Annotated in this window: 19 protein-coding genes; 2 read left to right on the top strand and 17 right to left on the bottom strand. The window is 41.0% G+C overall.

Annotated features, from left to right (window positions below):
* Position 1: 1 nt before the first annotated feature.
* The 5 genes from AC2CZC_RS15750 to AC2CZC_RS15730 form a co-directional block, all read right to left on the bottom strand.
* Entirely contained in the window at positions 2-637 is a 636-nt protein-coding gene (locus tag AC2CZC_RS15750; RefSeq protein WP_484582519.1) for a Pvc16 family protein, read from the bottom strand.
* A 1-nt stretch (position 638) separates the two neighbouring features.
* Complete coding sequence (locus AC2CZC_RS15745; protein ID WP_484582518.1) at positions 639-2579, bottom strand: ATP-binding protein; 1941 nt, start codon at positions 2577-2579, stop codon at positions 639-641.
* A 241-nt stretch (positions 2580-2820) separates the two neighbouring features.
* Positions 2821-3336, bottom strand: a complete 516-nt coding sequence (locus AC2CZC_RS15740; protein WP_484582517.1) for a UpxY family transcription antiterminator — start codon at positions 3334-3336, stop codon at positions 2821-2823.
* A 343-nt stretch (positions 3337-3679) separates the two neighbouring features.
* The gene (locus AC2CZC_RS15735) at positions 3680-4261 is read right to left on the bottom strand and encodes an RNA polymerase sigma factor (RefSeq protein WP_484582516.1); all 582 of its coding nucleotides are present in this window, start codon (positions 4259-4261) and stop codon (positions 3680-3682) included.
* A gap of 274 nt (positions 4262-4535) precedes the next feature.
* Positions 4536-5777, bottom strand: a complete 1242-nt coding sequence (locus AC2CZC_RS15730) for a hypothetical protein (protein WP_484582515.1) — start codon at positions 5775-5777, stop codon at positions 4536-4538.
* A 217-nt stretch (positions 5778-5994) separates the two neighbouring features.
* Here AC2CZC_RS15730 and AC2CZC_RS15725 point away from each other — a divergent pair, with 217 nt between their 5' ends.
* On the top strand, positions 5995-7065 hold the full coding sequence (locus tag AC2CZC_RS15725; protein ID WP_484582514.1) for a DUF3083 family protein: 1071 nt from the start codon (positions 5995-5997) through the stop codon (positions 7063-7065).
* 21 nt (positions 7066-7086) lie between these two features.
* Here AC2CZC_RS15725 and AC2CZC_RS15720 read toward each other — a convergent pair whose 3' ends face one another.
* The 11 genes from AC2CZC_RS15720 to sdhC all read right to left on the bottom strand — a co-directional run bounded on the left by AC2CZC_RS15720 (position 7087) and on the right by sdhC (position 22664).
* Positions 7087-8880, bottom strand: coding sequence for a tetratricopeptide repeat-containing diguanylate cyclase (locus AC2CZC_RS15720; protein WP_484582513.1), 1794 nt, complete (start codon positions 8878-8880; stop codon positions 7087-7089).
* 108 nt (positions 8881-8988) lie between these two features.
* A complete protein-coding gene (locus AC2CZC_RS15715) occupies positions 8989-10023 on the bottom strand; it encodes a hypothetical protein (RefSeq protein ID WP_484582512.1) in 1035 nt (344 codons plus the stop codon).
* Positions 10024-10210: 187 nt separating this feature from the next.
* Complete coding sequence (locus tag AC2CZC_RS15710; protein WP_484582511.1) at positions 10211-12175, bottom strand: hypothetical protein; 1965 nt, start codon at positions 12173-12175, stop codon at positions 10211-10213.
* Positions 12176-12795: 620 nt separating this feature from the next.
* Positions 12796-13668 carry a succinate--CoA ligase subunit alpha gene (gene sucD, locus AC2CZC_RS15705; RefSeq protein WP_063363991.1) on the bottom strand — a complete coding sequence of 291 codons (873 nt, stop codon included), beginning with the start codon at positions 13666-13668 and terminating at the stop codon, positions 12796-12798.
* Positions 13668-14834: an ADP-forming succinate--CoA ligase subunit beta gene (gene sucC, locus AC2CZC_RS15700; RefSeq protein WP_023399327.1), complete on the bottom strand. Its 1167-nt coding sequence runs from the start codon at positions 14832-14834 to the stop codon at positions 13668-13670. Before sucC ends, sucD begins: the two co-directional genes overlap by 1 nt.
* Before the next feature lie 185 nt (positions 14835-15019).
* Entirely contained in the window at positions 15020-16525 is a 1506-nt protein-coding gene (odhB, locus tag AC2CZC_RS15695; RefSeq protein WP_484582510.1) for a 2-oxoglutarate dehydrogenase complex dihydrolipoyllysine-residue succinyltransferase, read from the bottom strand.
* 10 nt (positions 16526-16535) lie between these two features.
* The gene (gene sucA / locus AC2CZC_RS15690; RefSeq protein WP_484582509.1) at positions 16536-19349 is read right to left on the bottom strand and encodes a 2-oxoglutarate dehydrogenase E1 component; all 2814 of its coding nucleotides are present in this window, start codon (positions 19347-19349) and stop codon (positions 16536-16538) included.
* A gap of 90 nt (positions 19350-19439) precedes the next feature.
* On the bottom strand, positions 19440-20165 hold the full coding sequence (locus tag AC2CZC_RS15685) for a succinate dehydrogenase iron-sulfur subunit (protein WP_039609797.1): 726 nt from the start codon (positions 20163-20165) through the stop codon (positions 19440-19442).
* 10 nt (positions 20166-20175) lie between these two features.
* Entirely contained in the window at positions 20176-21948 is a 1773-nt protein-coding gene (gene sdhA / locus AC2CZC_RS15680) for a succinate dehydrogenase flavoprotein subunit (protein ID WP_484582508.1), read from the bottom strand.
* Positions 21949-22296 (bottom strand): succinate dehydrogenase, hydrophobic membrane anchor protein, encoded by a 348-nt coding sequence (sdhD, locus tag AC2CZC_RS15675; protein ID WP_063363994.1) that lies wholly within the window; start codon positions 22294-22296, stop codon positions 21949-21951.
* On the bottom strand, positions 22287-22664 hold the full coding sequence (gene sdhC / locus AC2CZC_RS15670; protein ID WP_145925080.1) for a succinate dehydrogenase, cytochrome b556 subunit: 378 nt from the start codon (positions 22662-22664) through the stop codon (positions 22287-22289). The genes sdhD and sdhC overlap by 10 nt, the downstream gene beginning before the upstream one ends.
* Positions 22665-23079: 415 nt before the next feature.
* Here sdhC and AC2CZC_RS15665 point away from each other — a divergent pair, with 415 nt between their 5' ends.
* The gene (locus AC2CZC_RS15665) at positions 23080-24366 is read left to right on the top strand and encodes a citrate synthase (protein ID WP_063363995.1); all 1287 of its coding nucleotides are present in this window, start codon (positions 23080-23082) and stop codon (positions 24364-24366) included.
* A 141-nt stretch (positions 24367-24507) separates the two neighbouring features.
* On the opposite strand, the gene yccX is transcribed toward AC2CZC_RS15665, so the two are convergent.
* Positions 24508-24774, bottom strand: coding sequence for an acylphosphatase (gene yccX, locus AC2CZC_RS15660; protein ID WP_484582507.1), 267 nt, complete (start codon positions 24772-24774; stop codon positions 24508-24510).
* Positions 24775-24814: the final 40 nt, after the last annotated feature.

Genomic DNA, 24814 nt, shown 5'->3' with positions numbered 1-24814 from the left:
TTTAAGCTGATTTGTTATCCATATTAGTTTCGATTTCTTGGATAACTGGCAATACATCAGGGGTAAACACAGGCACAGGCACAGACAACGAAAGTAATAACGTAGGCTTGGGCGTCGAACCTAAAGCTTGCCAGACTTGACCACTTACTTTTTCACTGTGTTCATTACCGAACAACTGTGTTCGGATCCCATAAGGCTTATCCTCTACCCCATACTTAGCCAGAATGTCTTCAGGTAAAAAGTCATAAGCGCCTAGCCCACATAGCAAATAACTAAGTACCATATGCTCAAGCTCAGCACTGCCTGCTTCTGCCTTACTCCATACAGTCAGCATATAAGTCAACGAAACAAACCTTGGCTCTTTATGATGAATACGATGGGTTTGAGAAATGTTCAAATAACTTCTTGGCGGCTCACTTTGACGACGAGTTATATCTTCAGCGACCCCTATCAAGTAACAGTTAACAGTTGGCTCGTCACTGACATGTTTGTCATAGAAAGTTTTATCAGGCGCAATGAAACTAAGCGCAATTTCACTATCTAGTTCTGCGCCTGTCCCATTACTCATCGACAAAATTCGCTCTGTGAGAAATGTTTTTAACGCTTGCTGAGTGTTGTAAATAATGTTTGGATCCATATTAGTTTCCTTGCAACCAAGCTTTTATTTCATGCTGTGCCATAAATCCTTCGTGCTGTTTTGAAAGCTCTCTTTTAAGTGCATTTGCAAGCGATTCAGGATCTATATCTCTATGCTCTATCATCAAACGTTGTAATAACGCTGACTCCGTAATATTAAAAATTTGTGCAGCACTTAATTCAAATCTGTGTGCCAAACTTGTTATCGAGTTCATTAGGGCGTCATTGCCATTATTTGACAAAGCGCGACGCCATAACTGCTCCCTGTGCGCAGGCGTTGGCAATGTGAACTCAATCACATTGTGGAACCTTCGTAAAAAAGCATCATCCAGATTGGATTTAAGATTTGTACTTAACAAAAGAAGACCGCTGTAGTGTTCTATTTTTTGTAGTAAATAACTCACGCCCGTATTTGCATTCTTGTCCTGACTAGACTCTACCGCACTTCTTTTCGCAAATATCGCATCGGCTTCATCAAACATCAGTACGGCATTATGCTCTTGGGCTTGATCAAACAGCTTTTCTAGGTGCTTTTCCGTCTCGCCTATCCATTTACTCGAGATATTAGCTAAGTTCACGATATACAAAGGCAGTTGAAGTTCCCCAGCAATGGCTTCCGCAGCCATTGATTTACCCGTTCCCGGCTTACCCCAAAAAAGCGCTTTACAACCTGGCGTAAAACGAGATAACTGAGAGTGCAAGGCTGCTTGCTTATCTATTCGACCAACCAGCTCAACAAGCTGCAATGACACTTGCGGCGACAAAACCATGTCTGAAATTTTAAACCGAGGCTCAGCCAGCTTTGCCAGCTCTTCAGGACCTTTATTTAGCTCACGTAAACACAGTGATTGAAGTATGTCCCAAAAATCAGCGTCACTTTGCATATTTTGTTTGGCTATACCTGCCAACGCTGACATTCGATGTATAGAAACAGGGTAACGCGCAGTAATTGAGGCGGCTCGTGCTGCATTTGGTACTGGTGACAATATTTGCCAAGTATCTGCAAGAGTTATAGCTGAAGGCTTATCAAATTTAATCCTTTTACAAATCGCTTGCGCTTCCTTTGACTGATTAGTCAAAGAACTCACAAACGATACCTTCGCGGCACTAAGATCTAACTGATCCAAGTTTTCAAAAACCAAAGGTGAAACACAATTTAAGTCAGCGGCAAACAAGAATATGCGTTTACCAGCAGTGCTAAGAATGACATCGACTAACGAACAGATAAAAGAAGTGTAATTCATTTGCTGAAGCCGCTCATCATGATAAAAGCCAAACAGCGCATTTTCATGAAAGGCAAGTTGTTGGGTATACCAACGAGCAATATCTGTGTTAGGTGTATCTATCTGGAAAAATTGATTGTCTGATAAATCATCACCCACCTCATCCATACAAGCTCTAAAAACAGTATCTTGTGAAGCACAACTAACTAATGCAACGGGATGTTCTTCTGGAAGATGCAAAGAACCTGTCAACAAATAATGTAATAACCCAGAATGTATAGCAACACGTTCTGTCAGCGATTGTGAAGGTCCGCATTGTAGTAATTGCCATTCAAACACCTTCATGCGAAGGCCTCCATTAAATAGCAGTGCTCTTTTACTACCCAATTGGCTTAAATACAATAATTTATCTAGGCTGAGTGTTGGGCCATTTTCATACCAGCTTAACCCAATAAAAGGAGTTAAAATATCAGGTTCAAGCTCTTGAATATACACAAGAGCAACAAGCCTCATTTCATATTCCTTAAGACTAAACGCTTCTGCAACAAACTTAAATTTAGGCACACAAATTAACTGCTCTAACGCTTTATCAAAATGAGACATCAAAAATTGTATATTTTCTTCATCTTGTGACAGTGCGACTCCAATTTGAAAAAAACAGCGAGCAAGTTGCTTTTCCAGTGTGAATTGTTGTGATGTCGATTCATCGGGTCTTAACATGCATTTAGCCCCCGTTCTTCTAGCGTTGAAGGAATCATTGAATAACCACAGCCCTCATAGAACCAATTAAGATTAAATACAGTATTAACTGATAAATAGGCACAAGCATTGGTTGATAATGCCTTCCTTTCTATCTTTTTTAGTAAAGGTATTTTGACCACAATACTAATTAGTAACGCTTCAAAGCACGTAAATAAGATTAACCTGGTACAAAATACGTAATAAAAACAGCACTGCTTCATCAATTGGCCTCAACAATTTGTAACAGGTCAGCAGGCACTGATAACATCAGACTTTGATCTAAACCCGCGATTTCAATTACAAATACGCTATCGTTGGTGCGCTCAACCAAACAACCTTGATAACCCTTTAAGGCACCCACTGTGATTTCTACTTGACTACCAATTGCCAACCTATTCGGTACCGTTTCACATTCAAAGCCCGAAGAAATAACCGCTTTAATCTTCTCAATTTCAGCGCTATTAACAATGCTTGCTTTACCATTAAACTTTATAAAATCTACAAACCCATTTAAGCGCTTGATGTGGTGATATTCAAAGTCGTCCAGGTAAACAAATACATATGATTTAAATAATGGCGTATATATTGTTTTTACACGATCACTCCACTGCTTCCTCTCAACCTTTAATGGTAAAAATACATCACATCCAGAGTTAATATTCGATACTTGTTCTGCAAACTTCTTTTCGGTATTCGGCTTAGTGTAAACAACGTACCAATTTCTTATTGTTGTCATCTCAAATCCTAGATATGCTCCGCCACATCGCCCACATAATGAAGCGATCTTTTCAGAGGTTTATGTTTTAAAGTTAAGTAATAAACAACTTTAAAATGCTTACTACTGTTTTAATACCGTACTGACGTGACTCGAGATAATTTGTGAAAATTTAAGTTAATTGAAACCAAAAAAAATGGCCTCAATTTTTGAGACCACTTTCAAGGTTGGGCTGATGTTTAAAACCTTGCGGGCTATAAACGTAATACATAAAGATATGTGAATTATTTTATTGATTTAAATCATTACTCTTATAAAGCTACCGGAATATATATTCGTACAATATGCTGCAATTGAATAGGTGTTAACAATACCTCTTATATTCTTCTTTTAAGTTTGTCAGTTGCCTTCTTGCTAGTTGCACCCGCTTCCTCACATTCTCTAGTGATAATTGCAGTCTACTTGCAATTTCTGGGTACTCCATTTCATAGAGAAATTTATATTGCATTACAAGACGTAAATCCTTAGGAAGTATAGAGATTTCATTTACTAACTTCGCATATAAACTGGTATTCCAATGGTCGCTTTCTAAAGAGGTGGATTGGTTATCTGCAAAATAGAAGTGATCCGGCAACTCAGATACGTGATTGACTATATCTTGATGCTTAGCTCTTGCACGGTGTTCATCCATACATAAATTGTGAGCTATACGACATAGCCAAGCAAATTCATTTTCTATTGTATAATTTGATTGATTATATGCTCGAAATGCCTTTTCACAAGTTTGTGCTAGTACATCTTCAACTTTATCGCTGTCGTTTCTTAACCACCGATGACAACAACTTAATAGCTTCTCTTTGTTTTCAAGCCAAATTGTCCAAAACTCACTATGTCCTTGTAGTTGCTTTTGCTGTGCTGCAACTAACTCCCCTGTATGTAACATCATTTCTCCAATAAAAAAATTTATATCGGAGGAAAGACGCGCGCATAGCATTTATGTGAAAACAAAATTAATACAATATATAAACCATTGTTTATTTAATGTATAATCCTATTCTGCTGCCATAAATTATTTGCTTTTAGAGTCAAAGCACATTTTTAGCCTAAAATTTGATTAACAGTTAAGGATTAAGTTAATAGGTGTAAAAAAGAAAATCCCTTGCAATACTAAAAACCATACCTCCCAAGAGTAAGAAGGTATGAAGAATTTAATTTGAAGTTTATTCATTTAGTACTGACAGCTCATGCTTAATAGCTCTTATTATCGGAGCTATATTTTTACTTCTATGAGCAAAAGAAACTCGCAATTTTTCTTTATAAGTACTTACAACCAATGCTAGACCTGCAGGCGGCAAGGGGACGCTAAAATTGTAGATATCTACAATCTTATGCTCACCAAGATAACTTAAGTCAAACTCTAACCTTCCTAAATTAGATAAGATCACGTTTCCTCTTAGAAACAGATGTTTGTAACAGTTAACGAGTAGTTTTAACGCAAACTGAGGCATTAAATGTATTGAGTAAGATTGTATCCGCTGCTCTGCTTGGTGCACCTTATATCCCTCACGTTTCAAATTCTGTAGACGCGCTTGGTACGCCTCAACCCAACAGCTATCGCCTCCGACTTCTGAACCGAACGGCATAATTAAATTGTTATAAGAAGATGCGAGATCTTGCTTTGCTATCCCTCTAATCGAAATAGTCTCAATAATAGTGTACTTTTCGCCCTTATTTAATGCTTTATTAAGTACATAGTTAAGCGCAACATTAACAGACACGTGATGCTGTCTAGCCCATCTCACTAAAGACTCTGTAGCCGCAGTGCCAAAATCGTAATAATCTACAGACCAATTGCTAGAATCTTCAATTGTAATTTTGGCGCTGGGTTTGAATAGCTCAGACACTAAGTTTTTACCAGCCTTTAGTATTGCATTTAATTTAACTCTATCAAAAATCAGTTGCTCCTCACAAAAGCTATTATCTTCCTCCGGGATAGCTTGCTTATTTAAGATGGAATTTAATTGCTCAAACAGGATATAGCCACTTCGTGCGTCTGAGGCTGCATGAGATGAAAGAAACAGAATTGCACTAAATTGTTTAAAACGGATATAAACAAATTTCAACGGTGAGCCAGCAAAGGGATCGATAGGGTTATCAATGGCATACTGCCTCAGCGCTTTATGCCATTGCTCAACATCATTATAACTGTCACTCCAATCTAAATATAACTTGGATGGATAAAGTAACGCGTCATATTGCCAATAATACTTAAGCCCTTTTCTCACGATTCGACTTTGCAAAACTGGATGAGTGCGTGCAATTTGATCAACACTAGATGCCAACACTTCCATATCATATTGACCATCTAAAATGAGTAAGTCACATGAATTTGCATTATTATTATTTGCCTCACCAAGGGCGAGAAAGTTGAGTGATCGATCACTCAAAGGCATTAGTTTCATTGTATAGTTCCCATTAATAATCCACAAAACTTTAAACGAGAATCATTTACATGTCTAATGACTTATCCTAAATAGCGATACAAATAAGTAAATGAGTGCAGTAGATGTTATCAGTTGCAATTCAACTATTGTGACAACTTTTGTTCCAGCGCAATAAAATCGTCATTTAAATTCAATAATATGAGCTAAAAATCAGGTGTATCGTTAAGGATTAAAAATGGCTTCATTGAATTTACATCGTGTCTATATTCCAACCAATGCTCGCAATAACCACTATATTTTGGCAGAGTTTAAACCCGAGAGCTCTTTCTATGAACGTTTTGATGATGTTGAAAGTGCTTATCAGCGCCTTTCAAGAAAGCTATTTGCACTATGTGATGAATATGAATTATACAACGTACAGCTTATTGTAAATGACAAGCTGCCCGTTGTGAGATATCACGAAGAGGCTTATAGTTTACAAACAGACAAACAAATCCTGTTTTTTTACAACCCTAAATATCATGAAGCACACAAGGTTTATAGTGATGCAGGTCATAAAGCAAGAAAGATCCGTTTCTTATTTTTAGCTACAGGTGATGAATTAAGAGCAAATGCTGCGTCATTTCATAGTAAAGTAAAACGCGCTTTAGACGCACTTCAGTCTCAGTATGAAGAAGAAAATATGCGGATAAAAGTGAGAGACCACCAACATCTCACATATGATATTTTTTCAAAAATTAAAGGCCACAGAGAAACATATGGTTATAAGCTGAGAAGTTTATACCCTCGCTATCAAGCCAGAAACTGTTCATTACCAGAGGCTCATAGTGAAATTACCTATGTTACATTCTCTGTTCCGATCACAAGAGCCATTAAGACCGAATACCAACATATGCTCAGACCTGGTGACTATGCGAACTTTTACAGGCATATTGAAGATAAGCTACTGACAACGTGTAATCAACTACAACTGTCACATATCGGATTTGTAGCTGATGGTAGACTGCCTATTGTCAGAAATAGTCAAATTGATAAATCAGCACATAACCGAGAGCTGCAAAAGCTGAGCTTTGACACTTCGCTTATTGACGGACAAACCCACACAATTTGGGACGCCGAATATCTGTGTGATGTAATGCATTTTGTTATTGTAGCTAACGACAGTGATAATAAAGATGCGGGGTATGGCAAATTTATGAACAATGTTGAAACCATGGTAAGACGATTTATAACTCAGCTTCCTATAAACCCAGAGAAACAAGACATAACAATGCGATTTTTCCAGCATATTAGTTATAACTATTAAAAAGCCTTTCAAAGCAGGTGGTTAAAAAGAAATCACCTGCCCTTTAGCGGTCCGCTTGACATGGCTCAAGCGACTTTCTAATTCGGCAAATATATTACCAAAATCGCCCTCATCTGAGCATATGAGTGCGCCAGATATTGACAACGGGGCCTTGTTGCTCTGTGCTATCAAGACCTTATTGAGCGCTGCTAATCGCTTTTGTAAAACTGTTTTTTTCATCCCTAAACACATGATTACAAACTCTTGATCACTCACCCTACAGACCAAATCACCATCATCTCGAAATTGCATCAACAGTTGGTCGGCAATAAATCTAAGATCAGAGTCCTCAAACACGTTACTGCTATACCCTTCACTATGTTCTGAATTGACCTCGATAAGCGCCATGGCATAATCCACATGACAACTTGTAAAATCATCATGTTTTTCAATGAAATAGCGTCTATTATATAAGCCTGTGGCAATATCTCTATAGTATAAATCTTGAGTCAGTTTACTTGTTGATTGTCTATGATAAATAATCAGGCCGATCAAACAAACGAGTAACAACGCAATAAAAATATATGCCTTTGTCAACGTTTCATCTTCTTTTGACCTGTGATTTTGCTGGTGATCTTTAGACGAACTCTTCCCCCTAAGATCTAGCCTTATTGCATTTTGATTATCACTCTGCCGCTTACCTTGTGTCTTTAATTCGCTCTCCTCGAGCAGGCGAATATAAGTGCGTAATGTGGATACTGTCTGCGGAAAGTCTTGCTTAGCTTGATGCACATCCGCTTCGATTTTGAGTGTTTGTCTCATATACCTATTATTCAATGGGCTGTGATATTTACTCAAAACCTGTTTTGAGAACGTAATTTGCTCAAGTGCTTTATCAAACATCTTAGTTTGTGCATATGCATAGCCCAAATTATTGTGTAACACAATGATGTGCGCGGGGTTAATTATGGCATTTTTCTGAGTACTTTGGGCCAAGCTTAGATGCTTAATGGCTAACTCAAATGTTTTTTCTGATAACGCTATTTTACCAAGCCCTGATAAAGCCCAGAATTTATACCTCGGCAAATCGTGTTCTTCAGAAGCTTCAAACATTTGCGTATAACATACTTTTGCTTTCTCGAGCAGATCAGCACGCAATAACGTTAAGCACAGGTTATATTTTACAGGCAAACCATCCAGAACATTGCTTTGTCTGCCAGCTAGTTCCTGCGCCTGATGTGCATAACCTAGGGCTTTTACGTAAAACTTCAACGTTGAGTAATAAGCTGTTAGCGCATCATAGACCAATAATTTAGTGACATCATCTTGATCGTTAGAGGATTTAGACATCAGCCCTTGTGCTGTCTGAAGGTACTTTAACGCATTACTATACTCTTCTCGCCACACCGAAATGATAGCTTCCATCGCGTGAGCACGTATCAAAAAATCACTTTCTCTATTTTGAGTAAAACAAAGGCTGGCTTGCTTTATATACTGCTTCGCTTTATTTAAATCACCCTGCTCTACTGAAAAAAAGGCTCGATACAAAAACCAGTAACCAGAAGTAAGTTGTAAAGGTAAGGACTGTGCTCGGGATTTCCCCAAGTCAAAAAGCTTCCCAGCAGTGTCGATATCGCCTCTAAAAAACGCAGCGCGGGCTCTAAGCGTCAACCATAACAGCTCATCGACGTCAGGTGCGGGCGTTTCCATTTTAAGTAATTGAGCAGGAGAAGAAACAACCGATGCTTCAAACTCCAATAGCTGTTGTTTTGAAAATGCTGATGCAGTCAATGAGTAAAATAAAGTCACCACTATCAAAAAAAATATGTGTTGCAAATACGCTTCTCGTAAAGTTAACCTCGCTTTAAATGTAATCCTTTATTACGAAATATACAATAAATTACGGACGTTTTATAACTGGCTATCTCACTCAAAAGCGCAGTATTACTCTGACAATACAGGCTGCTCTTTCTCTGATTTTGCCTTCTTATTTTGGACATCTTGCCCACCAGTTCTGACTCGGTTGATGTCTTGTGATGAGGACTGAAAATCATTTTTGTTAAATACAGTTGATGTGAATTCTGTAGAAAGTGCACTAAGAAGCTGCTGGTTCAATTTTTGGCTCTGTAAAATAGAGTCTTTAATATCCTTGTTTTGTTGCTGCAACTGCTCAGCTAAATCAGCCCTAGTAAGGGTAACTTTTACCTTATCTTTAGCCTTTTGATCTGTACTGCCCATGAGCTGATTGAGCACTTCAACCAGTCGATTCAACACACTATAAATAACATCAGCAGAAAAGCCGCCGAGAAGCGCTGCCAATGGTTTATGAAAATCGCCAATGGATGAACTAGAGCTCTGGGTAATGTCTTGTGTAGGGATCAACTCTGCAATCATCAAACCCGCCATAAAGCCCATAATCACCATTGACCAATAAGTTGAGTCAAATTTAGGGTCATAGTTACACGATCGAATAAAGTTACGTGATTTATATAAACAAGCAAAAGTCGCCCCAAGGCCTGCACAGCAAAGTAAAAAGAGCTGGTTTAATAAAAGCACCCTGCCTTCAGAGTTAAACAAGCCTTCATTGATGGTTTTCTGGTTCACTTCAGGAGAGATTGACAGCGCAATGATTGAGATTAAAAAGAACAGCGCTAATAAAGACATATGGCGAACCAGCTTTACAGGCCCCAAAAACCTCAACCAGCTTACTGAAGTTGACTCTTTATCCATGATAGCCAAAGTAAGGGGTTTAGCTGGGTAGACTAGGATTGAAAGATCTTTGTGGCACTTAGTTAAAGCAGTTAGCTCGTTTTCCAAGAGCAAAGTATATCCGTCAATTTCGTTCATATCATGCTTATTTTGTAACTGATATATTGTATTGGGAATATGACTGGGAACGGTCTTACCTTCACCGGAAGCATAGCGGATCATGACATCACATTCTGTTAGTAAATGACTTACAAAGTCCTTTTTGGACATGACGTTACCTATTATATTATGCAGAAAGGGTACTTATATCAGGGATTTATGGCAAACTTCAAGAACATTTAATTGCTGGCTTATTTAAAGAGTAAATAAGGCGTTAGTTTAAAATAAAAACTAATAATAAGAGATGAAATATAGATGTACATAGTAAAGGCAAGCAGATTGCTTGCCTTTGACAAGATTAGTTACTGCTGGAGTTACATGTCCCTTCACAAGTACGCATAAATTCCAAGCTTTCAGTATTAGAAGTGAAAATAAGACCTTGCGGGCTTACTTCTCTGTCAGTGCGAAGTTGCTTAAACCAATAACCCTCATCAAGTTTTTGCATCAACTTATAATTAACAACTGTCAGATCACCGTCATTATTCAAGCACTCGGAAAAGCTATCCTCATAACATGGAGTTATCAAGGTCATACTATTATCATCTTCGAATTTCCATCGCCCATTTGGACTTTGTGCATCATCACTGAAAACGATGGCTTTACCATTTTCTAAAGGGTGAACAATTTCAGCTAGCCCTTTATTATTCAGAAAAGTGCCATCGCGGTAGAATAATTTCATATAATCATTTTGAGTTACCTTATCAGGCTCAATAAACTGACTTATGTAAGCATTTGAAAAAACCTTCTCCACTGGATCTGTTCGGGTGTAGATAAATGCTTTTCTATTATCATAAAGCTCAGCATAGCTAATTGTTTTGCTAGAAGTGCCAATTTTGTAGGTTAAACCACCATATGACTTCTCAAAGGTTACTTCTACAGGCTCTTCATCCCCTGTAATTAGGTTTTTAGAAATTAAACTGGCATTGTTACCTGAATTAATACTCAACCGAGCATTACTGCCTTTGAACCTTTCACCTGACGCCAAATCTATAAACCACGTGGTAGAAAAGCCACCATGCTTGGCGTTTGCGGACAGATTAGAAAATGGCAAGAAGGTAATGCCTCTGTATATTTTATAGCTAGAACGTGGTTTCAACACCTCAGCTAAGCCCACATAATCCTCAATTTCATCCTTGGCAACAAATGAATACGCATCAAGTTTGAATTGATATGTAAACTCAAATGCAGCGTAATCATCAACCGCGGCGATCAACTTAGTTGCTGTAATATGTGTCCTGAACGATAAGCTTTTTGTGTTTTGAGTAACCTGATTCTCAAAGTCTAATGTTAATACGCTAGGCGTGGAAACACTAACTTGCGTATCTAATAATTCAAAGCCAGTCGTTGCGCTGTAATCAGCTTCGTCATTAAAACTAACCCACTGGTTGTAGTCACCGTAATTAACATGTAGGTAACCAATAAATCTAGACTTCTCTGTTTCAGAAGTAGTTAGCTCACTGACATTTACATAATCCGCAAGTCTTTGCTCACTATATTCACTGTATTCAAGTTCTTTTACATCCCCCTTTGTAAGGGTGATCCAGTCATATTCTGACTCATTCTTAAAGAGCTTAGCGCGTAATTGATCATCGTTTAGGGAAAATGCTTCAATGGATAGCAAACCTTCACTAATGCAATTAACAAAACATTCAACTTCTTTGGTTTTCAGCTCTATGGTACCTTTATTATCCCAAGAGAACGCAAAGTTAGTTTGCTTTATTTTTCCTAGGCCTGACTTATCGTCAGAAAAGTAAAACAAAAAACCTTCATCCGCATTCGACCAAGTACCGACTAGAGTGTCGTTATCAAGCGCAATAGGATCCTCTGCCTGCTGCGTTGAGTCGTCTTCAACAGTTATTTCAATGTTGTGATTTGCAGAGCTTTCACCGTCTGACAAAGTCACTGCAATTGAATGGGCACCTACCTCTGACAAACTTGGTTTAGCAACCAGTGTTAGATTACTCCCTTCTAAAGAAAAAGATAACCAAGTTGGTAAATTGTCTACTTGAGCTGAAATCTCATCTCCATCGGCATCAGAAAGCGTAAACACCTTGCTTGTTTCGGTATTTGCGATAACCGACCAATTTCGATCTGAGTTGAATATTGGAGCCCTATTGGACGATGAGCTATTTGTTGAAGAGCTATTGGTAGATGAGCTATTCGCAGCTGTAACAGAAGGCGCTGTATTTTGATTATCGTTTGAAGAACCTCCGCCACAACCTGCAAGTAACCCCAAAACGATTGAACTGAAAATTAACCGCACATTATTCTCCTTTTTCTAATTCGGGGGCAATATAACAGCTCGAGAACCATTAGTTAACAACTAAAACACATATATGAATATAAAAATAAAAAACGCAATAAACGAATACAATTCACACAAGATAAACACGAATTTGATTTAGCTAAGGTATATACTCATAAAACTATAAGCTTTTTAAATACTCACCTCTTAGTTAGTTTTGTGTAGATGAGTTACACCTTCGAAAGTTCCAGCCATGACTGTGATATTAGGTAGCCTGTTTTCAACTGTTAGGTTTCTCTGGTGCGTCCTCAATTTCTAACTTATGCGTACTTTGTCACTTTAATGTAACTTGAAGGCAATTTAGGCACCCATACTTTCGAACCTAACGAAAACGATTGAGCGACTATGATTACCATAATGCACTTGTTTATGGGTTATATCGCGTTGTTGAACATGAACAGCTCAAGATAATCGAAGGATGAAGACTAATTACTTTGGATATGATTGCGTTAAGTAGGCTGACTATCGATTGTTTCACACTCTCAAACAAAGTTTGAAAAGTGTCAACCTTAATTAGGACGGTACAGTTAGAACAAAAAAGGCTCCCTAAGGAGCCTGTTTACCTGAATGGTAAATGATTACCAACCAGCTTTTTCTTTAAGTGCAGAACCGATCTCAGCTAGAGAGCGAACAGTCTTAACGCCTGCTTCTTCTAGAGCTGCGAACTTCTCATCAGCAGTACCTTTACCGCCTGAGATGATTGCACCAGCGTGACCCATACGCTTGCCCGGAGGAGCAGTAACACCAGCGATGTAAGAAACAACTGGCTTAGTCACGTTGTGCTTGATGTACTCTGCAGCTTCTTCTTCTGCTGTACCACCGATCTCACCAATCATTACGATTGCTTCAGTCTTAGGATCGTTCTGGAACATTTCTAGTACGTCGATGAAGTTAGTACCTGGGATTGGGTCACCACCGATACCAACACAAGTTGATTGACCGAAGCCAGCGTCAGTAGTTTGCTTAACAGCTTCGTAAGTAAGAGTACCTGAACGAGATACGATACCTACTTTACCAGGCTGGTGGATGTGACCAGGCATGATACCAATCTTACACTCACCCGGAGTGATAACACCTGGGCAGTTAGGACCGATCATGCGAACGCCAGTTTCTTCTAGCTTAACTTTAACATCAACCATATCTAATGTAGGGATGCCTTCAGTGATACAAACGATTAGCTCGATGCCACCGTCGATAGCTTCTAAAATAGCGTCTTTACAGAATGCAGCTGGTACGTAGATTACTGTCGCAGTTGCGCCAGTTGCTTCTACAGCTTCACGTACAGTGTTGAACACTGGAAGACCAAGGTGAGTTTGACCACCTTTACCAGGTGAAACACCGCCAACCATTTGCGTACCGTACTGGATAGCTTGCTCTGAGTGGAAAGTACCCTGACCACCAGTGAAACCCTGACAGATTACTTTAGTATCTTTATTAATTAGTACAGACATTATTTGCCCTCCGCAGCAGCAACTACTTTCTCTGCAGCATCAGTTAGTGATTCAGCAGCGATGATGTCAAGACCAGAGTTAGCTAGTACTTCACGGCCAGCTTCAGCGTTAGTACCTTCAAGACGTACAACTACAGGTACGCTTACACCAACTTCTTTAACTGCACCAATAATACCTTCAGCGATCATGTCACAACGAACGATACCACCGAAGATGTTAACTAGTACTGCTTTCACGTTGTCATCTGAAAGGATGATCTTGAATGCTTCAGATACACGCTCTTTAGTCGCGCCGCCACCAACGTCTAGGAAGTTAGCTGGCTTACCACCGTGTAGGTTTACGATGTCCATTGTACCCATTGCTAGGCCTGCACCGTTAACCATACAACCAACGTTACCGTCTAGAGCAACGTAGTTTAACTCGAAGCTTGCAGCGTGAGCTTCACGAGCATCTTCTTGTGAAGGATCGTGGAATTCACGGATCTTAGGCTGACGGAATAGCGCGTTGCCATCAACACCAATCTTGCCGTCTAGGCAATGTAGGTTGTTTTCGTCAGTGATTACTAGAGGGTTGATCTCTAAAAGTGCGAAATCGTGATCGATGAACATGTTCGCAAGACCTAGGAAGATCTTAGTGAACTGTTTGATCTGTGCAGGGTTAAGACCAAGCTTGAAGCCTAGCTCACGACCTTGGTATGCCTGAGGGCCTACTAGTGGATCGATTTCAGCTTTGTGAATTAGTTCTGGAGTTTCTTCAGCAACTTGCTCGATTTCAACACCACCTTCAGTTGAAGCCATGAACACGATTTTACGTGAAGCACGGTCAACAACAGCACCAAGGTATAGCTCATTTGCAATATCAGTGCAGCTTTCAACTAGGATCTTAGCAACAGGCTGACCTTTTTCGTCAGTCTGGTAAGTTACTAGGTTTTTACCTAACCAGTTTTCAGCAAATGCGCGGATCTCGTCTTTGCTATCAGCTAGCTTAACACCGCCAGCTTTACCACGGCCACCCGCGTGTACTTGACATTTAACGACCCACTTGTCGCCACCAATTTTACCAGCAGCTTCAACTGCTTCCTGAGGAGTGTCACAAGCGTAACCCTCAGACACAGGTAAACCATATTCGGCAAAAAGTTGTTTTGCCTGATACTCATGCAAATTCATGATGCTTTATCCAATTTTTTATACTAAAAATGCTGAATATTTATGCAAATAATCAGCTATCCCAAATTGCGCACATAGTATAGATCCCACGGCGTTTTAATAAAACCCCAGTTAGACCAAAGGCGCAAAAAAAAAGCTGTATGTCGCTTAATTGCACACATACAGCTTAAGATTTAATCTTTTGCTTAAACGTCTAGAAGTAGACGTGTTGGATCTTCTAGTAATTCTTTGATTGTTACTAGGAAACCAACTGATTCTTTACCATCAATTTGACGGTGGTCATAAGAAAGCGCTAGGTACATCATAGGTAGAATTTCTACCTTGCCATTTACAGCCATTGGACGTTCTTGGATTTTGTGCATACCAAGAATTGAAGACTGAGGTAGGTTGATGATAGGCGTAGAAAGTAGTGAACCGAATACACCACCGTTTGTGATTGTGAAGTTACCACCAGTCATATCGTCAACTGTTAGCTTACCATCACGACCTTTAAGCGCTAGCTCACGGATACCTTTTTCGATTTCAGCAACAGATAGCTTGTCACAGTCACGAAGTACTGGTGTTACTAGACCACGAGGTGTAGAAACAGCGATGCTGATATCGAAGTAGTTGTGATAAACGATGTCATCACCGTCGATTGATGCATTTACTTCAGGGAAACGCTTAAGCGCTTCTGTTACTGCTTTCACGTAGAAAGACATGAAACCAAGGCGAATACCGTGACGCTCTTCAAATACATCTTTGTACTGCTTACGAAGGTCCATGATTGGCTTCATGTTTACTTCGTTGAACGTAGTAAGCATTGCTGTTGAATTCTTAGCTTCAAGAAGACGGTTAGCAATTGTCTTACGAAGACGTGTCATTGGAACACGCTTCTGAGTACGGTCACCTACAGGTGCTGCTGGAGCTGGTGCAGATGCTGCTTTTGCAGGTGCTGCAGCTGGCTTAGCCGCAGGTGCTTTCAAGAACGCGTCAACATCTTCTTTTGTGATGCGACCGCCTTTACCAGAACCCTTAATTTGAGAAGCATCTAGGCCTTTTTCTGCAATTAAACGACGAACTGAAGGCGTTAGCACATCAGCGTTTTCATCAGAAGATGCAGCATCTGCTTGTGCTGCCGCAGCTGGCGCTGCCGCAGCTGGTGCACCACCTGCAGAAAGCTTACCAATAACCTGCTCGCCAAGTACTGTGTCGCCTTCAGCGTGCAAGTGCTCACCCATTACACCGTCTTCAGGTGCAACAACTTCTAAAACAACTTTATCTGTTTCGATGTCAACTAGGTTTTGGTCACGGCTTACAGCCTCACCTGGTTGAACGTGCCAAGTTGCGATTGTAGCGTCTGCTACTGATTCTGGAAGTACTGGTACTTTAATGTCCACTTCTTTACCTTCTGCTGCTGGCGCCGCTGCCGCTGGCGCTGCTGGTTGTTCATTTGATTGAGCTGGTGCCGCACCTGCAGCACCGATTTGTGCAATTACTTGCTCACCTAATACTGTCGCGCCTTCTTCTTCAGAAATAGCAACAATTACACCATCTTCAGGTGCTACAACTTCTAAAACGACTTTATCCGTTTCGATGTCAACTAGGTTTTGGTCACGGCTTACCGTATCACCAACGCTTACATGCCATGTCGCAACGGTCGCGTCTGCAACTGACTCAGGAAGAACAGGCACCTTAATTTCGGTTGTCATCTCTTATTCCTTATTTTTTAATTGTTAATGCGTCAGCAATCAACGCGTTTTGTTCTTTAGTGTGGGTAGACATATATCCACATGCCGGTGCAGCTGATGCCTTACGGCCAGCATATGTTAGGTTTGCACCTGCAGGGATTGCTTCCCAGAAATGGTGTTGAGAACAGTACCAAGCACCTTGGTTCTGTGGCTCTTCCTGACACCATACGAAATCTTTCACATGCTGATAACGAGCCATGATCTCATCCATCTCTTTGTGAGGGAATGGATATAACTGTTCAACACGTACAATAGCAACATTGTTTAGTTCAAGCTTACGACGCTCTTGAAGTAGTTCGTAGTAAACCTTACCACTACAGAATACAACGCGCTCTACGTTTTCCGGCTTAATCTCATCGATTTCATCGATCATATTGTGGAAAACACCATCAGATAGTTCTTCAAGGCTAGAAACTGCTAATGGGTGACGTAGCAATGATTTTGGTGTCATTACAATCAATGGACGACGTAAAGGACGTACTGATTGACGACGTAACATTGCATAAACTTGCGCTGGCGTAGTTGGTACACATACTTGCATGTTGTGGTCAGCACAAAGCTGAAGGTAACGCTCCATACGTGCAGAACTGTGTTCTGGACCTTGACCCTCGTAACCGTGCGGAAGCAATAGAGTCAAGCCACACAAACGGCCCCACTTTTGCTCACCCGAACTTAAGAATTGGTCAAATACAACCTGTGCACCATTCGCAAAGTCACCAAATTGTGCTTCCCAAAGAACCAGTGAAGTCGGCTCAGCTGTCGCGTAACCGTATTCAAATGCTAAAACAGCTTCTTCAGAAAGTACTGAGTCATAAACCTCAAAAGTACCCTGCTCTGGGCTGATGTTTTGCAATGGTAAATAAGTAGACGCATCGTTTTGATTATGAACAACAGCGTGGCGGTGGAAGAAAGTACCACGACCAGAGTCCTGACCAGTTAGACGAATGTCAGTGCCTTGGTCAACCATAGTCGCGTATGCAAGTGTTTCAGCCATACCCCAATCGAGTGGCTTATCACCCTTTGCCATCGCTTTACGGTCATCGTATATTTTCTTAACACGAGACTGTGCTTTGTGATCTTCTGGGTAGCTAGCAACCTTTTCACCAAGCTCTTTAAGCTTATCAACAGAAACTTCTGTCTCGTAAGGCGTATCCCAGTCATGGCCAACGTACTTAGACCACTCAGATGAATGCTTCGTTTCTGGTTGGATTTCAGAAACCACACACACACCATTGTCTAAGCCATTTCGGTAGTCATCAGCAAGCTGTTTTGCTTCTTGTGCTGACAATACCCCTTCAGCTACAAGCTTGTCAGAGTATAACTGACGCGGTACAGGGTGCTTTTTGATCTTTTGATACATTAGAGGCTGAGTTGCATTTGGCTCATCAGCTTCGTTGTGACCGTGGCGACGGTAGCACACTAAATCAATAACAACATCACGCTTAAACTTGTTACGGAAATCAAGCGCAACCTGCGTTACAAATGCTACCGCTTCCGGATCGTCAGAGTTAACGTGGAAGATTGGCGCCTGAACCATCTTAGCGATATCAGTACAGTATTCTGTAGAACGCGTGTCTTCTGGTTTAGACGTTGTGAAACCAACTTGGTTGTTTACAACGATACGAACAGTACCGCCAACACCGTATGCACGCGTCTTTGATAAGTTAAATGTCTCTTGTACAACACCTTGACCTGCAATAGCTGAATCACCGTGGATAGTGATTGGTAGTGCCTTAGAGCCACTTGCGCAATCTAAACGGTCAAGACGTGCTCTTACTGAGCCCATAACCACTGGGTTAACGATTTCTAAGTGAGACGGGTTAAACGCCAATGCCATGTGAACATCGCCGCCCTGCGTCGCGAAATCAGAAGAGAAACCCATGTGATACTTAACATCACCAGAACCAGCAGACTCGCCGTATTTACCAGCGAATTCATCGAATAATTCTTGAGGGTTCTTACCAAGGACGTTAACTAATACGTTAAGACGACCACGGTGCGCCATACCGATAACAACTTCTTCTTGGCCACTTTCACCAGCTCTGTGTACCAGCTCTTTAAGCATTGGTACAAGTGCATCGCCACCTTCTAGTGAGAAACGTTTTGCACCTGGGAACTTAGCACCAAGATATTTTTCAAGACCATCTGCAGCGATTAAACCTTGCAATAAGCGTAATTTGTTTTCTTTGCTAAATTGAGGCTTAGAGAAACCGGCTTCTAAGCGTTGTTGTAACCAGCGCTTTTCTTCGGTTGATGTGATGTGCATGTACTCTGCACCAACTGAACCACAGTAGGTAGACTTTAACGCAGCGTACAAGTCTTTTAATTTCATTGTCTCTTTGCCACAGGCAAAAGAGCCAACATTGAATTCTTTATCGTGATCCACATCATCTAAATCGTGGTAAGCCAACTCGAGTTCTCTCACTCGGTCACGTTGCCATAAACCCAACGGGTCTAGGTTGGCATTTTGGTGGCCCCTAAATCTAAATGCATTAATAAGCTGCAACACACGCACTTGTTTTGCATCTGCCGCACCTTCTGCAGAAACTACTACTTCTCTGTGTTTGTTCTTAGCAAGCTCAGCAAATTGTGTTCTTACATCGGAATGTTTAATATCAACATCAACACCTTCTACTTTAGGCAGTTGATCAAACACTTCTCGCCATTCTTCTGGCACTGAAGCCGCATCGTCAAGATACGCCTCATATAGATCTTCTACATATGCAACGTTGCCGCCGTATAAGTGAGAAGATTCCAGCCATGCTTTCATCACACCTTCGTGCATTTATTAGCCCTTTTCTCTAGCGCAGAAACTTAAACTTAAACGAAAACAAGATGGCATGCTCAGCATGCCATCTTAAGATAATAATATGCTCTAAACCGAACGGTTTAATAGCATAGATTTAATGTGTCCAATCGCTTTGGTTGGATTCAAACCTTTTGGACAAACGCTAACACAGTTCATGATACTGTGACAACGGAATACGCTGAACGCGTCATCAAGACCAGCTAAACGCTCTTCAGTTGCTGTATCTCGGCTATCCGCCAAGAAACGGTACGCATGAAGAAGACCAGCAGGACCGATAAATTTATCTGGGTTCCACCAGAATGATGGGCATGAAGTTGAACAACATGCACATAAAATACACTCGTAAAGACCATCTAGCTTTTCACGATCTTCAACAGATTGAAGACGCTCTTCACCGCCAGTAGGCTTATCATTGATCAAGTAAGGTTTTACTTTCTCGTATTGAGTGTAGAACTGACTCATGTCAATTACCAAGTCACGAATTACTGGCAAGCCAGGAAGTGGACGTACGATAATTTTACCTTTGCCATTTTTTTGTAGAGCAGACAATGGAGTAATACATGCAAGGCCATTTTTACCATTCATGTTTAGACCATCAGAACCACAAACACCTTCACGACATGAACGACGGAAAGAAAGTGTCGAGTCCTGCTCTTTTAACATAAGTAGTGCGTCAAGCACCATCATGTCACGACCTTCTTCAACCTCAAGTTTGTATTCCTGCATACGAGGTGCAGTATCAACATCTGGGTTGTAACGATAAACAGATAATTCTAAAGTTGCTGTTGCCATCGTCTAACTCCTAGTACGTACGAGCTTTAGGTGGGAATGCTTCACGCGTAGTCGGCGCAAAGTTAACATCACGCTTTGTCATTGACTCACTTTGTGGATGATACATTGAGTGGCATAACCAGTTCTCATCATCTCGCTCAGGGAAGTCAAATCTTGAGTGCGCACCACGGCTTTCCGTACGGAAGTTAGCAGCAACTGCTGTTGAGTATGCTGTTTCCATCAAGTTATCTAGTTCAAGACACTCAATACGTTGCGTGTTGAATTCAGTTGACTTGTCATCAAGACGTGCATACTGAAGACGTTCACGAATTTCTTTAAGCTGCTTAAGGCCATCAGCCATTGCATCACCTTCACGGAATACCGAGAAGTTAAGCTGCATACACTCTTGTAGGTCTTTCTTGATTTGAACTGGGTCTTCACCTTTGCCAACTTCAGACGTTTCCCAACGATTGTAACGAGCAAATGCTGCATCAACATCGTCTTTAGACGCTTCGCCAGTTGACTCAAAGTCTTTCAGATAAGAGCCTAGGAAGTTACCAGCCGCACGACCGAATACAACTAAGTCTAGTAGTGAGTTTCCGCCTAGACGGTTTGCACCGTGTACAGATACACATGCAATCTCACCTACAGCGAATAGACCTTCAACGATACGTTCGTTACCATTGCCATCTACATCTAGTACTTGACCGTTAACATTTGTAGGCACACCACCCATCATGTAGTGACATGTAGGAATTACTGGAATTGGCTCTTCAGCAGGATCAACGTGAGCAAATGTTTTCGATAAGTCACAAACACCAGGTAGACGAAGATTAAGCATTTCTTCACCTAAGTGGTCAAGTTTCAGCTTAATGTGAATACCCCAAGGACCTTCGCAACCACGACCTTCACGGATCTCTGTCATCATTGCACGTGCAACAACGTCACGACCGGCAAGGTCTTTCGCGTTAGGCGCATAACGTTCCATGAAACGCTCGCCGTCTTTATTCAGAAGGTAACCACCTTCACCACGACAACCTTCAGTTACGAGTGTACCAGCACCTGCAATACCTGTCGGGTGGAACTGCCACATCTCCATGTCTTGCATGCCGATACCAGCGCGCACTGCCATACCAACACCGTCACCAGTGTTGATGTGTGCATTCGTAGTTGATGCATAAATACGACCAGCACCACCAGTTGCAAGTACTACCGCTTTAGACTTGAAATAAACAACTTCACCAGTCTCAATTTCAATTGCAGTAACACCAACCACGTCGCCTTTATCATTTTTAACTAAGTCAAGCGCATACCACTCAGAGAAAACGTTAGTTTTGTTTTTAACGTTTTGTTGGTATAGACAATGAAGAAGTGCGTGACCAGTACGGTCAGCTGCTGCTGCAGTACGAGCAGCCTGCTCGCCGCCAAAGTGCTTAGACTGACCACCGAAAGGACGCTGATAAACGCGACCATTTTCGAAACGAGAAAATGGTAGGCCCATATTTTCTAGTTCAGTGATCGCCTCAGGACCCGTTTTAGTCATATATTCGATAGCGTCTTGGTCACCGATATAATCAGAACCCTTAACGGTATCGTACATGTGCCATTCCCAGTTATCTTCATGAGAGTTGCCAAGTGCTACCGTAATACCACCTTGCGCAGATACTGTGTGAGAACGAGTTGGGAATACTTTAGAGATAAGAGCACATGTCTTGCCTGACTCAGAAATAGCAAGTGCAGCACGCATACCCGCACCGCCGGCTCCGACAACTACAGCATCAAATTCACGGACATTATATTTCACTTAAACACCCCACAGAACAAACAAACCAACAGCAACATATGCAAGTGCCATTAGATTTAATACAAAGCCTAAAACTGAACGCATTGTTGAACACTTGACGTAGTCAGTAAGAACTTGCCAAAGGCCAATACGAGTATGAACCATTATACAAACAAGTGTAATAATAGTTGCAGCTTTCATAGCTAGGTTATCAAATAACCCAGACCACGCTTCATACGTTAATTCAGGAGTTAACGCTAAGTAGCCCACGATAAATACAGCGTAAGCTGCAATGATTAATGCTGTTGCGCGAAGTGATACATAATCTTGTACACCATCACGTTTCAGAGTTGCTTGATTTAAGACCATATCCACACTCCACCAAGAATCGCAACGATTACCCAAATGGCGATTGCAATTTTAGCACTTGCATTGCCCGACTCTAACTCTTCCCAGTGGCCCATGTCTTGGATCATATGACGGATACCGCCAATGATGTGGTAAGACAATACAGCCAAGGTGCCCCACGCAATGAATTTTGCTACGAAGCCAGTCATAAGCTCCTTAACAAATTCAAATCCTTCAGGAGAAGAGAGAGATTCAGACCACGCCCAAATGACAAATGTCAGCGCGAAGAACAACGCGACACCAGTGACACGATGTAAGATCGACGCCTTTGCCGTTGCTGGCATAGATATAGTCGTAAGATCTAGATTTACAGGTCTTTGCTTTTTCACAGTTACTTGCCCATCTTTGCTCGATAAGAGCTTCATCTACTTGTTTTTATCAACCCACTTGCACGACATGCACAAATGGCACACTCTAGATAAACCTGTTTAAACACTTAAAAGATCACTTGCCTGTAAAACTTCGATGTAAAAATAGGTTTACCCACAGACGACACGGTATAAAACCGTTGACAGTATATAAGGCTGTGCGTGTTTTTACAATTCTTGTTTAGTTTCGTACGCTTGCGAATTAGCCAATGGTATAATATTTAATCTGACCAGAATACTTATTATACATTTTTGCATAATTCTTAGAAAAATTGACTTTTCACCCCATTTATAAGTTACAATGATCTGAATTTGCTTAACATTAGTATCACAACATAACAATCAGAATGTTGTTATTCCATAGGAGATAAGTTAGATGGCAGATAAGAAAGCCACAGTCCATATCGATGGGCACGATCCAATCGAACTACCGATCCACTCTGGCACAGCAGGCCAAGACGTTATCGACGTTCGTACTTTAGGTGCTCACGGCTTCTTCACATATGACCCTGGTTTCATGTCGACTGGCTCTTGTGAATCATCTATTACTTACATTGATGGTGCAAAAGGTGTACTTCTTCACCGCGGCTACCCGATTGAACAGCTTGCAGAGCATTCAAACTACATTGAGCTATGCTACTTACTATTAAATGGTGAGCTACCAAACGCTGATCAGCTAGCAGTTTTCTCTGACGAGATCACTCGTAACACTATGATGCACGAGAAGATTGCAGCTTTCTTCCAAGGTTTCCGTGTTGACTCACACCCGATGGCTATGCTGTGTGGTGTAGTAGGCGCACTATCATCTTTCTACCACGATGATTTAGATATTTCAGACTCAGAACAACGTATGCGTTGTGCGACTAAGCTAGTTGCTAAGCTGCCAACTATTGCAGCGATGGCATACAAGTACAACGTTGGTCAACCTTTCGTTTACCCTCGTAACGATTTAAGCTACGCAGAAAACTTCCTACATATGATGTTCTCTGTTCCAGCTGAAGAATACAAAGTAAGCCCGGTTCTTGCGAAAGCTATGGACCGTATCTTCATGCTTCACGCTGACCACGAGCAAAATGCGTCAACGTCAACAGTACGTTTAGCGGGTTCTTCAGGTGCAAACCCATACGCTTGTATCGCTGCTGGTATCGCGTCACTATGGGGTCCTGCACACGGTGGTGCAAACGAAGCGTGTCTAACTATGCTTGAAGAAATCGGTTCTGTAGACCGTATCGACGAGTATGTAGCAAAAGCAAAAGATAAGAACGACCCGTTCCGTCTTATGGGCTTCGGACACCGTGTTTACAAGAACTTTGACCCGCGCGCGACAGTAATGCGTCAAACGTGTCACGAAGTACTTAAAGAATTGAATATTCAAGACCCACTACTTGATGTTGCAATGAAACTAGAGCAAATTGCACTAGAAGACCCATACTTCATCGAGAAGAAGCTTTACCCGAATGTAGATTTCTACTCAGGCATTATCCTTAAAGCAATCGGTATTCCAACAAGCATGTTCACTGTGATTTTCGCTATGTCACGTACAGTTGGCTGGATCTCACACTGGAACGAAATGCTTTCTCAAGCTGGTCATAAGATCGGTCGTCCTCGTCAGCTATATACTGGCTATACAGCACGCGATTATAAAGACCAAGGTGAGCGTTAATCACTCGCTTTATTTGAAAAAAGAGGCTAATTAGCCTCTTTTTTTATGCATTAATAGACTACATTTCGGCCAAACCCAACAAGCGTACACCTAAGTTTACAAATAAATCACCAAAATATTTTTTTGAAAAAAGTGTACCTTTTAATAAATTTCGAAGTCATCGCCCACTAAATAATCTACTTTTTCTCGAGTAACAGAACTTACTTTCGCCATTACAGGGCCTTTTTGCAACCACAGCTCTAATTCCGCTATTTTGTCAGGGTTTCCAGCAGCAACAACTTCAACACTTCTATCTGGTAAATTTTTAGCAAAGCCTACCAATCCTAAAGTATGGGCTGTTATTTTGGTGTGATACCTAAACCCAACACCTTGAACAGTGCCAGTAACGATAAATTTAACGCTATACATCGCGAAAATCCTTCGGCTAATAAGTTAAAGAGTAGAAGTA

The sequence above is a fragment of the Pseudoalteromonas sp. MMG033 genome, from assembly GCF_057197785.1.
This window is presented reverse-complemented; position numbering and strand designations above follow the sequence as displayed.

Excerpts from the sequence above, each read along its gene's own strand:
- sucA (WP_484582509.1), bottom strand. The coding sequence starts at position 19,349 with ATGCACGAAGGTGTGATGAAAGCATGGCTGGAATCTTCTCACTTATAC.
- AC2CZC_RS15665 (WP_063363995.1), top strand. The coding sequence starts at position 23,080 with ATGGCAGATAAGAAAGCCACAGTCCATATCGATGGGCACGATCCAATC.
- sdhD (WP_063363994.1), bottom strand. The coding sequence starts at position 22,296 with ATGGTCTTAAATCAAGCAACTCTGAAACGTGATGGTGTACAAGATTAT.
- AC2CZC_RS15715 (WP_484582512.1), bottom strand. The coding sequence starts at position 10,023 with ATGTCCAAAAAGGACTTTGTAAGTCATTTACTAACAGAATGTGATGTC.
- AC2CZC_RS15730 (WP_484582515.1), bottom strand. The coding sequence starts at position 5,777 with ATGAAACTAATGCCTTTGAGTGATCGATCACTCAACTTTCTCGCCCTT.
- sucD (WP_063363991.1), bottom strand. The coding sequence starts at position 13,668 with ATGTCTGTACTAATTAATAAAGATACTAAAGTAATCTGTCAGGGTTTC.
- odhB (WP_484582510.1), bottom strand. The coding sequence starts at position 16,525 with ATGACAACCGAAATTAAGGTGCCTGTTCTTCCTGAGTCAGTTGCAGAC.
- AC2CZC_RS15685 (WP_039609797.1), bottom strand. The coding sequence starts at position 20,165 with ATGGCAACAGCAACTTTAGAATTATCTGTTTATCGTTACAACCCAGAT.
- AC2CZC_RS15750 (WP_484582519.1), bottom strand. The coding sequence starts at position 637 with ATGGATCCAAACATTATTTACAACACTCAGCAAGCGTTAAAAACATTT.
- yccX (WP_484582507.1), bottom strand. The coding sequence starts at position 24,774 with ATGTATAGCGTTAAATTTATCGTTACTGGCACTGTTCAAGGTGTTGGG.
- AC2CZC_RS15735 (WP_484582516.1), bottom strand. The coding sequence starts at position 4,261 with ATGATGTTACATACAGGGGAGTTAGTTGCAGCACAGCAAAAGCAACTA.
- AC2CZC_RS15725 (WP_484582514.1), top strand. The coding sequence starts at position 5,995 with ATGGCTTCATTGAATTTACATCGTGTCTATATTCCAACCAATGCTCGC.
- sucC (WP_023399327.1), bottom strand. The coding sequence starts at position 14,834 with ATGAATTTGCATGAGTATCAGGCAAAACAACTTTTTGCCGAATATGGT.
- AC2CZC_RS15745 (WP_484582518.1), bottom strand. The coding sequence starts at position 2,579 with ATGTTAAGACCCGATGAATCGACATCACAACAATTCACACTGGAAAAG.
- AC2CZC_RS15740 (WP_484582517.1), bottom strand. The coding sequence starts at position 3,336 with ATGACAACAATAAGAAATTGGTACGTTGTTTACACTAAGCCGAATACC.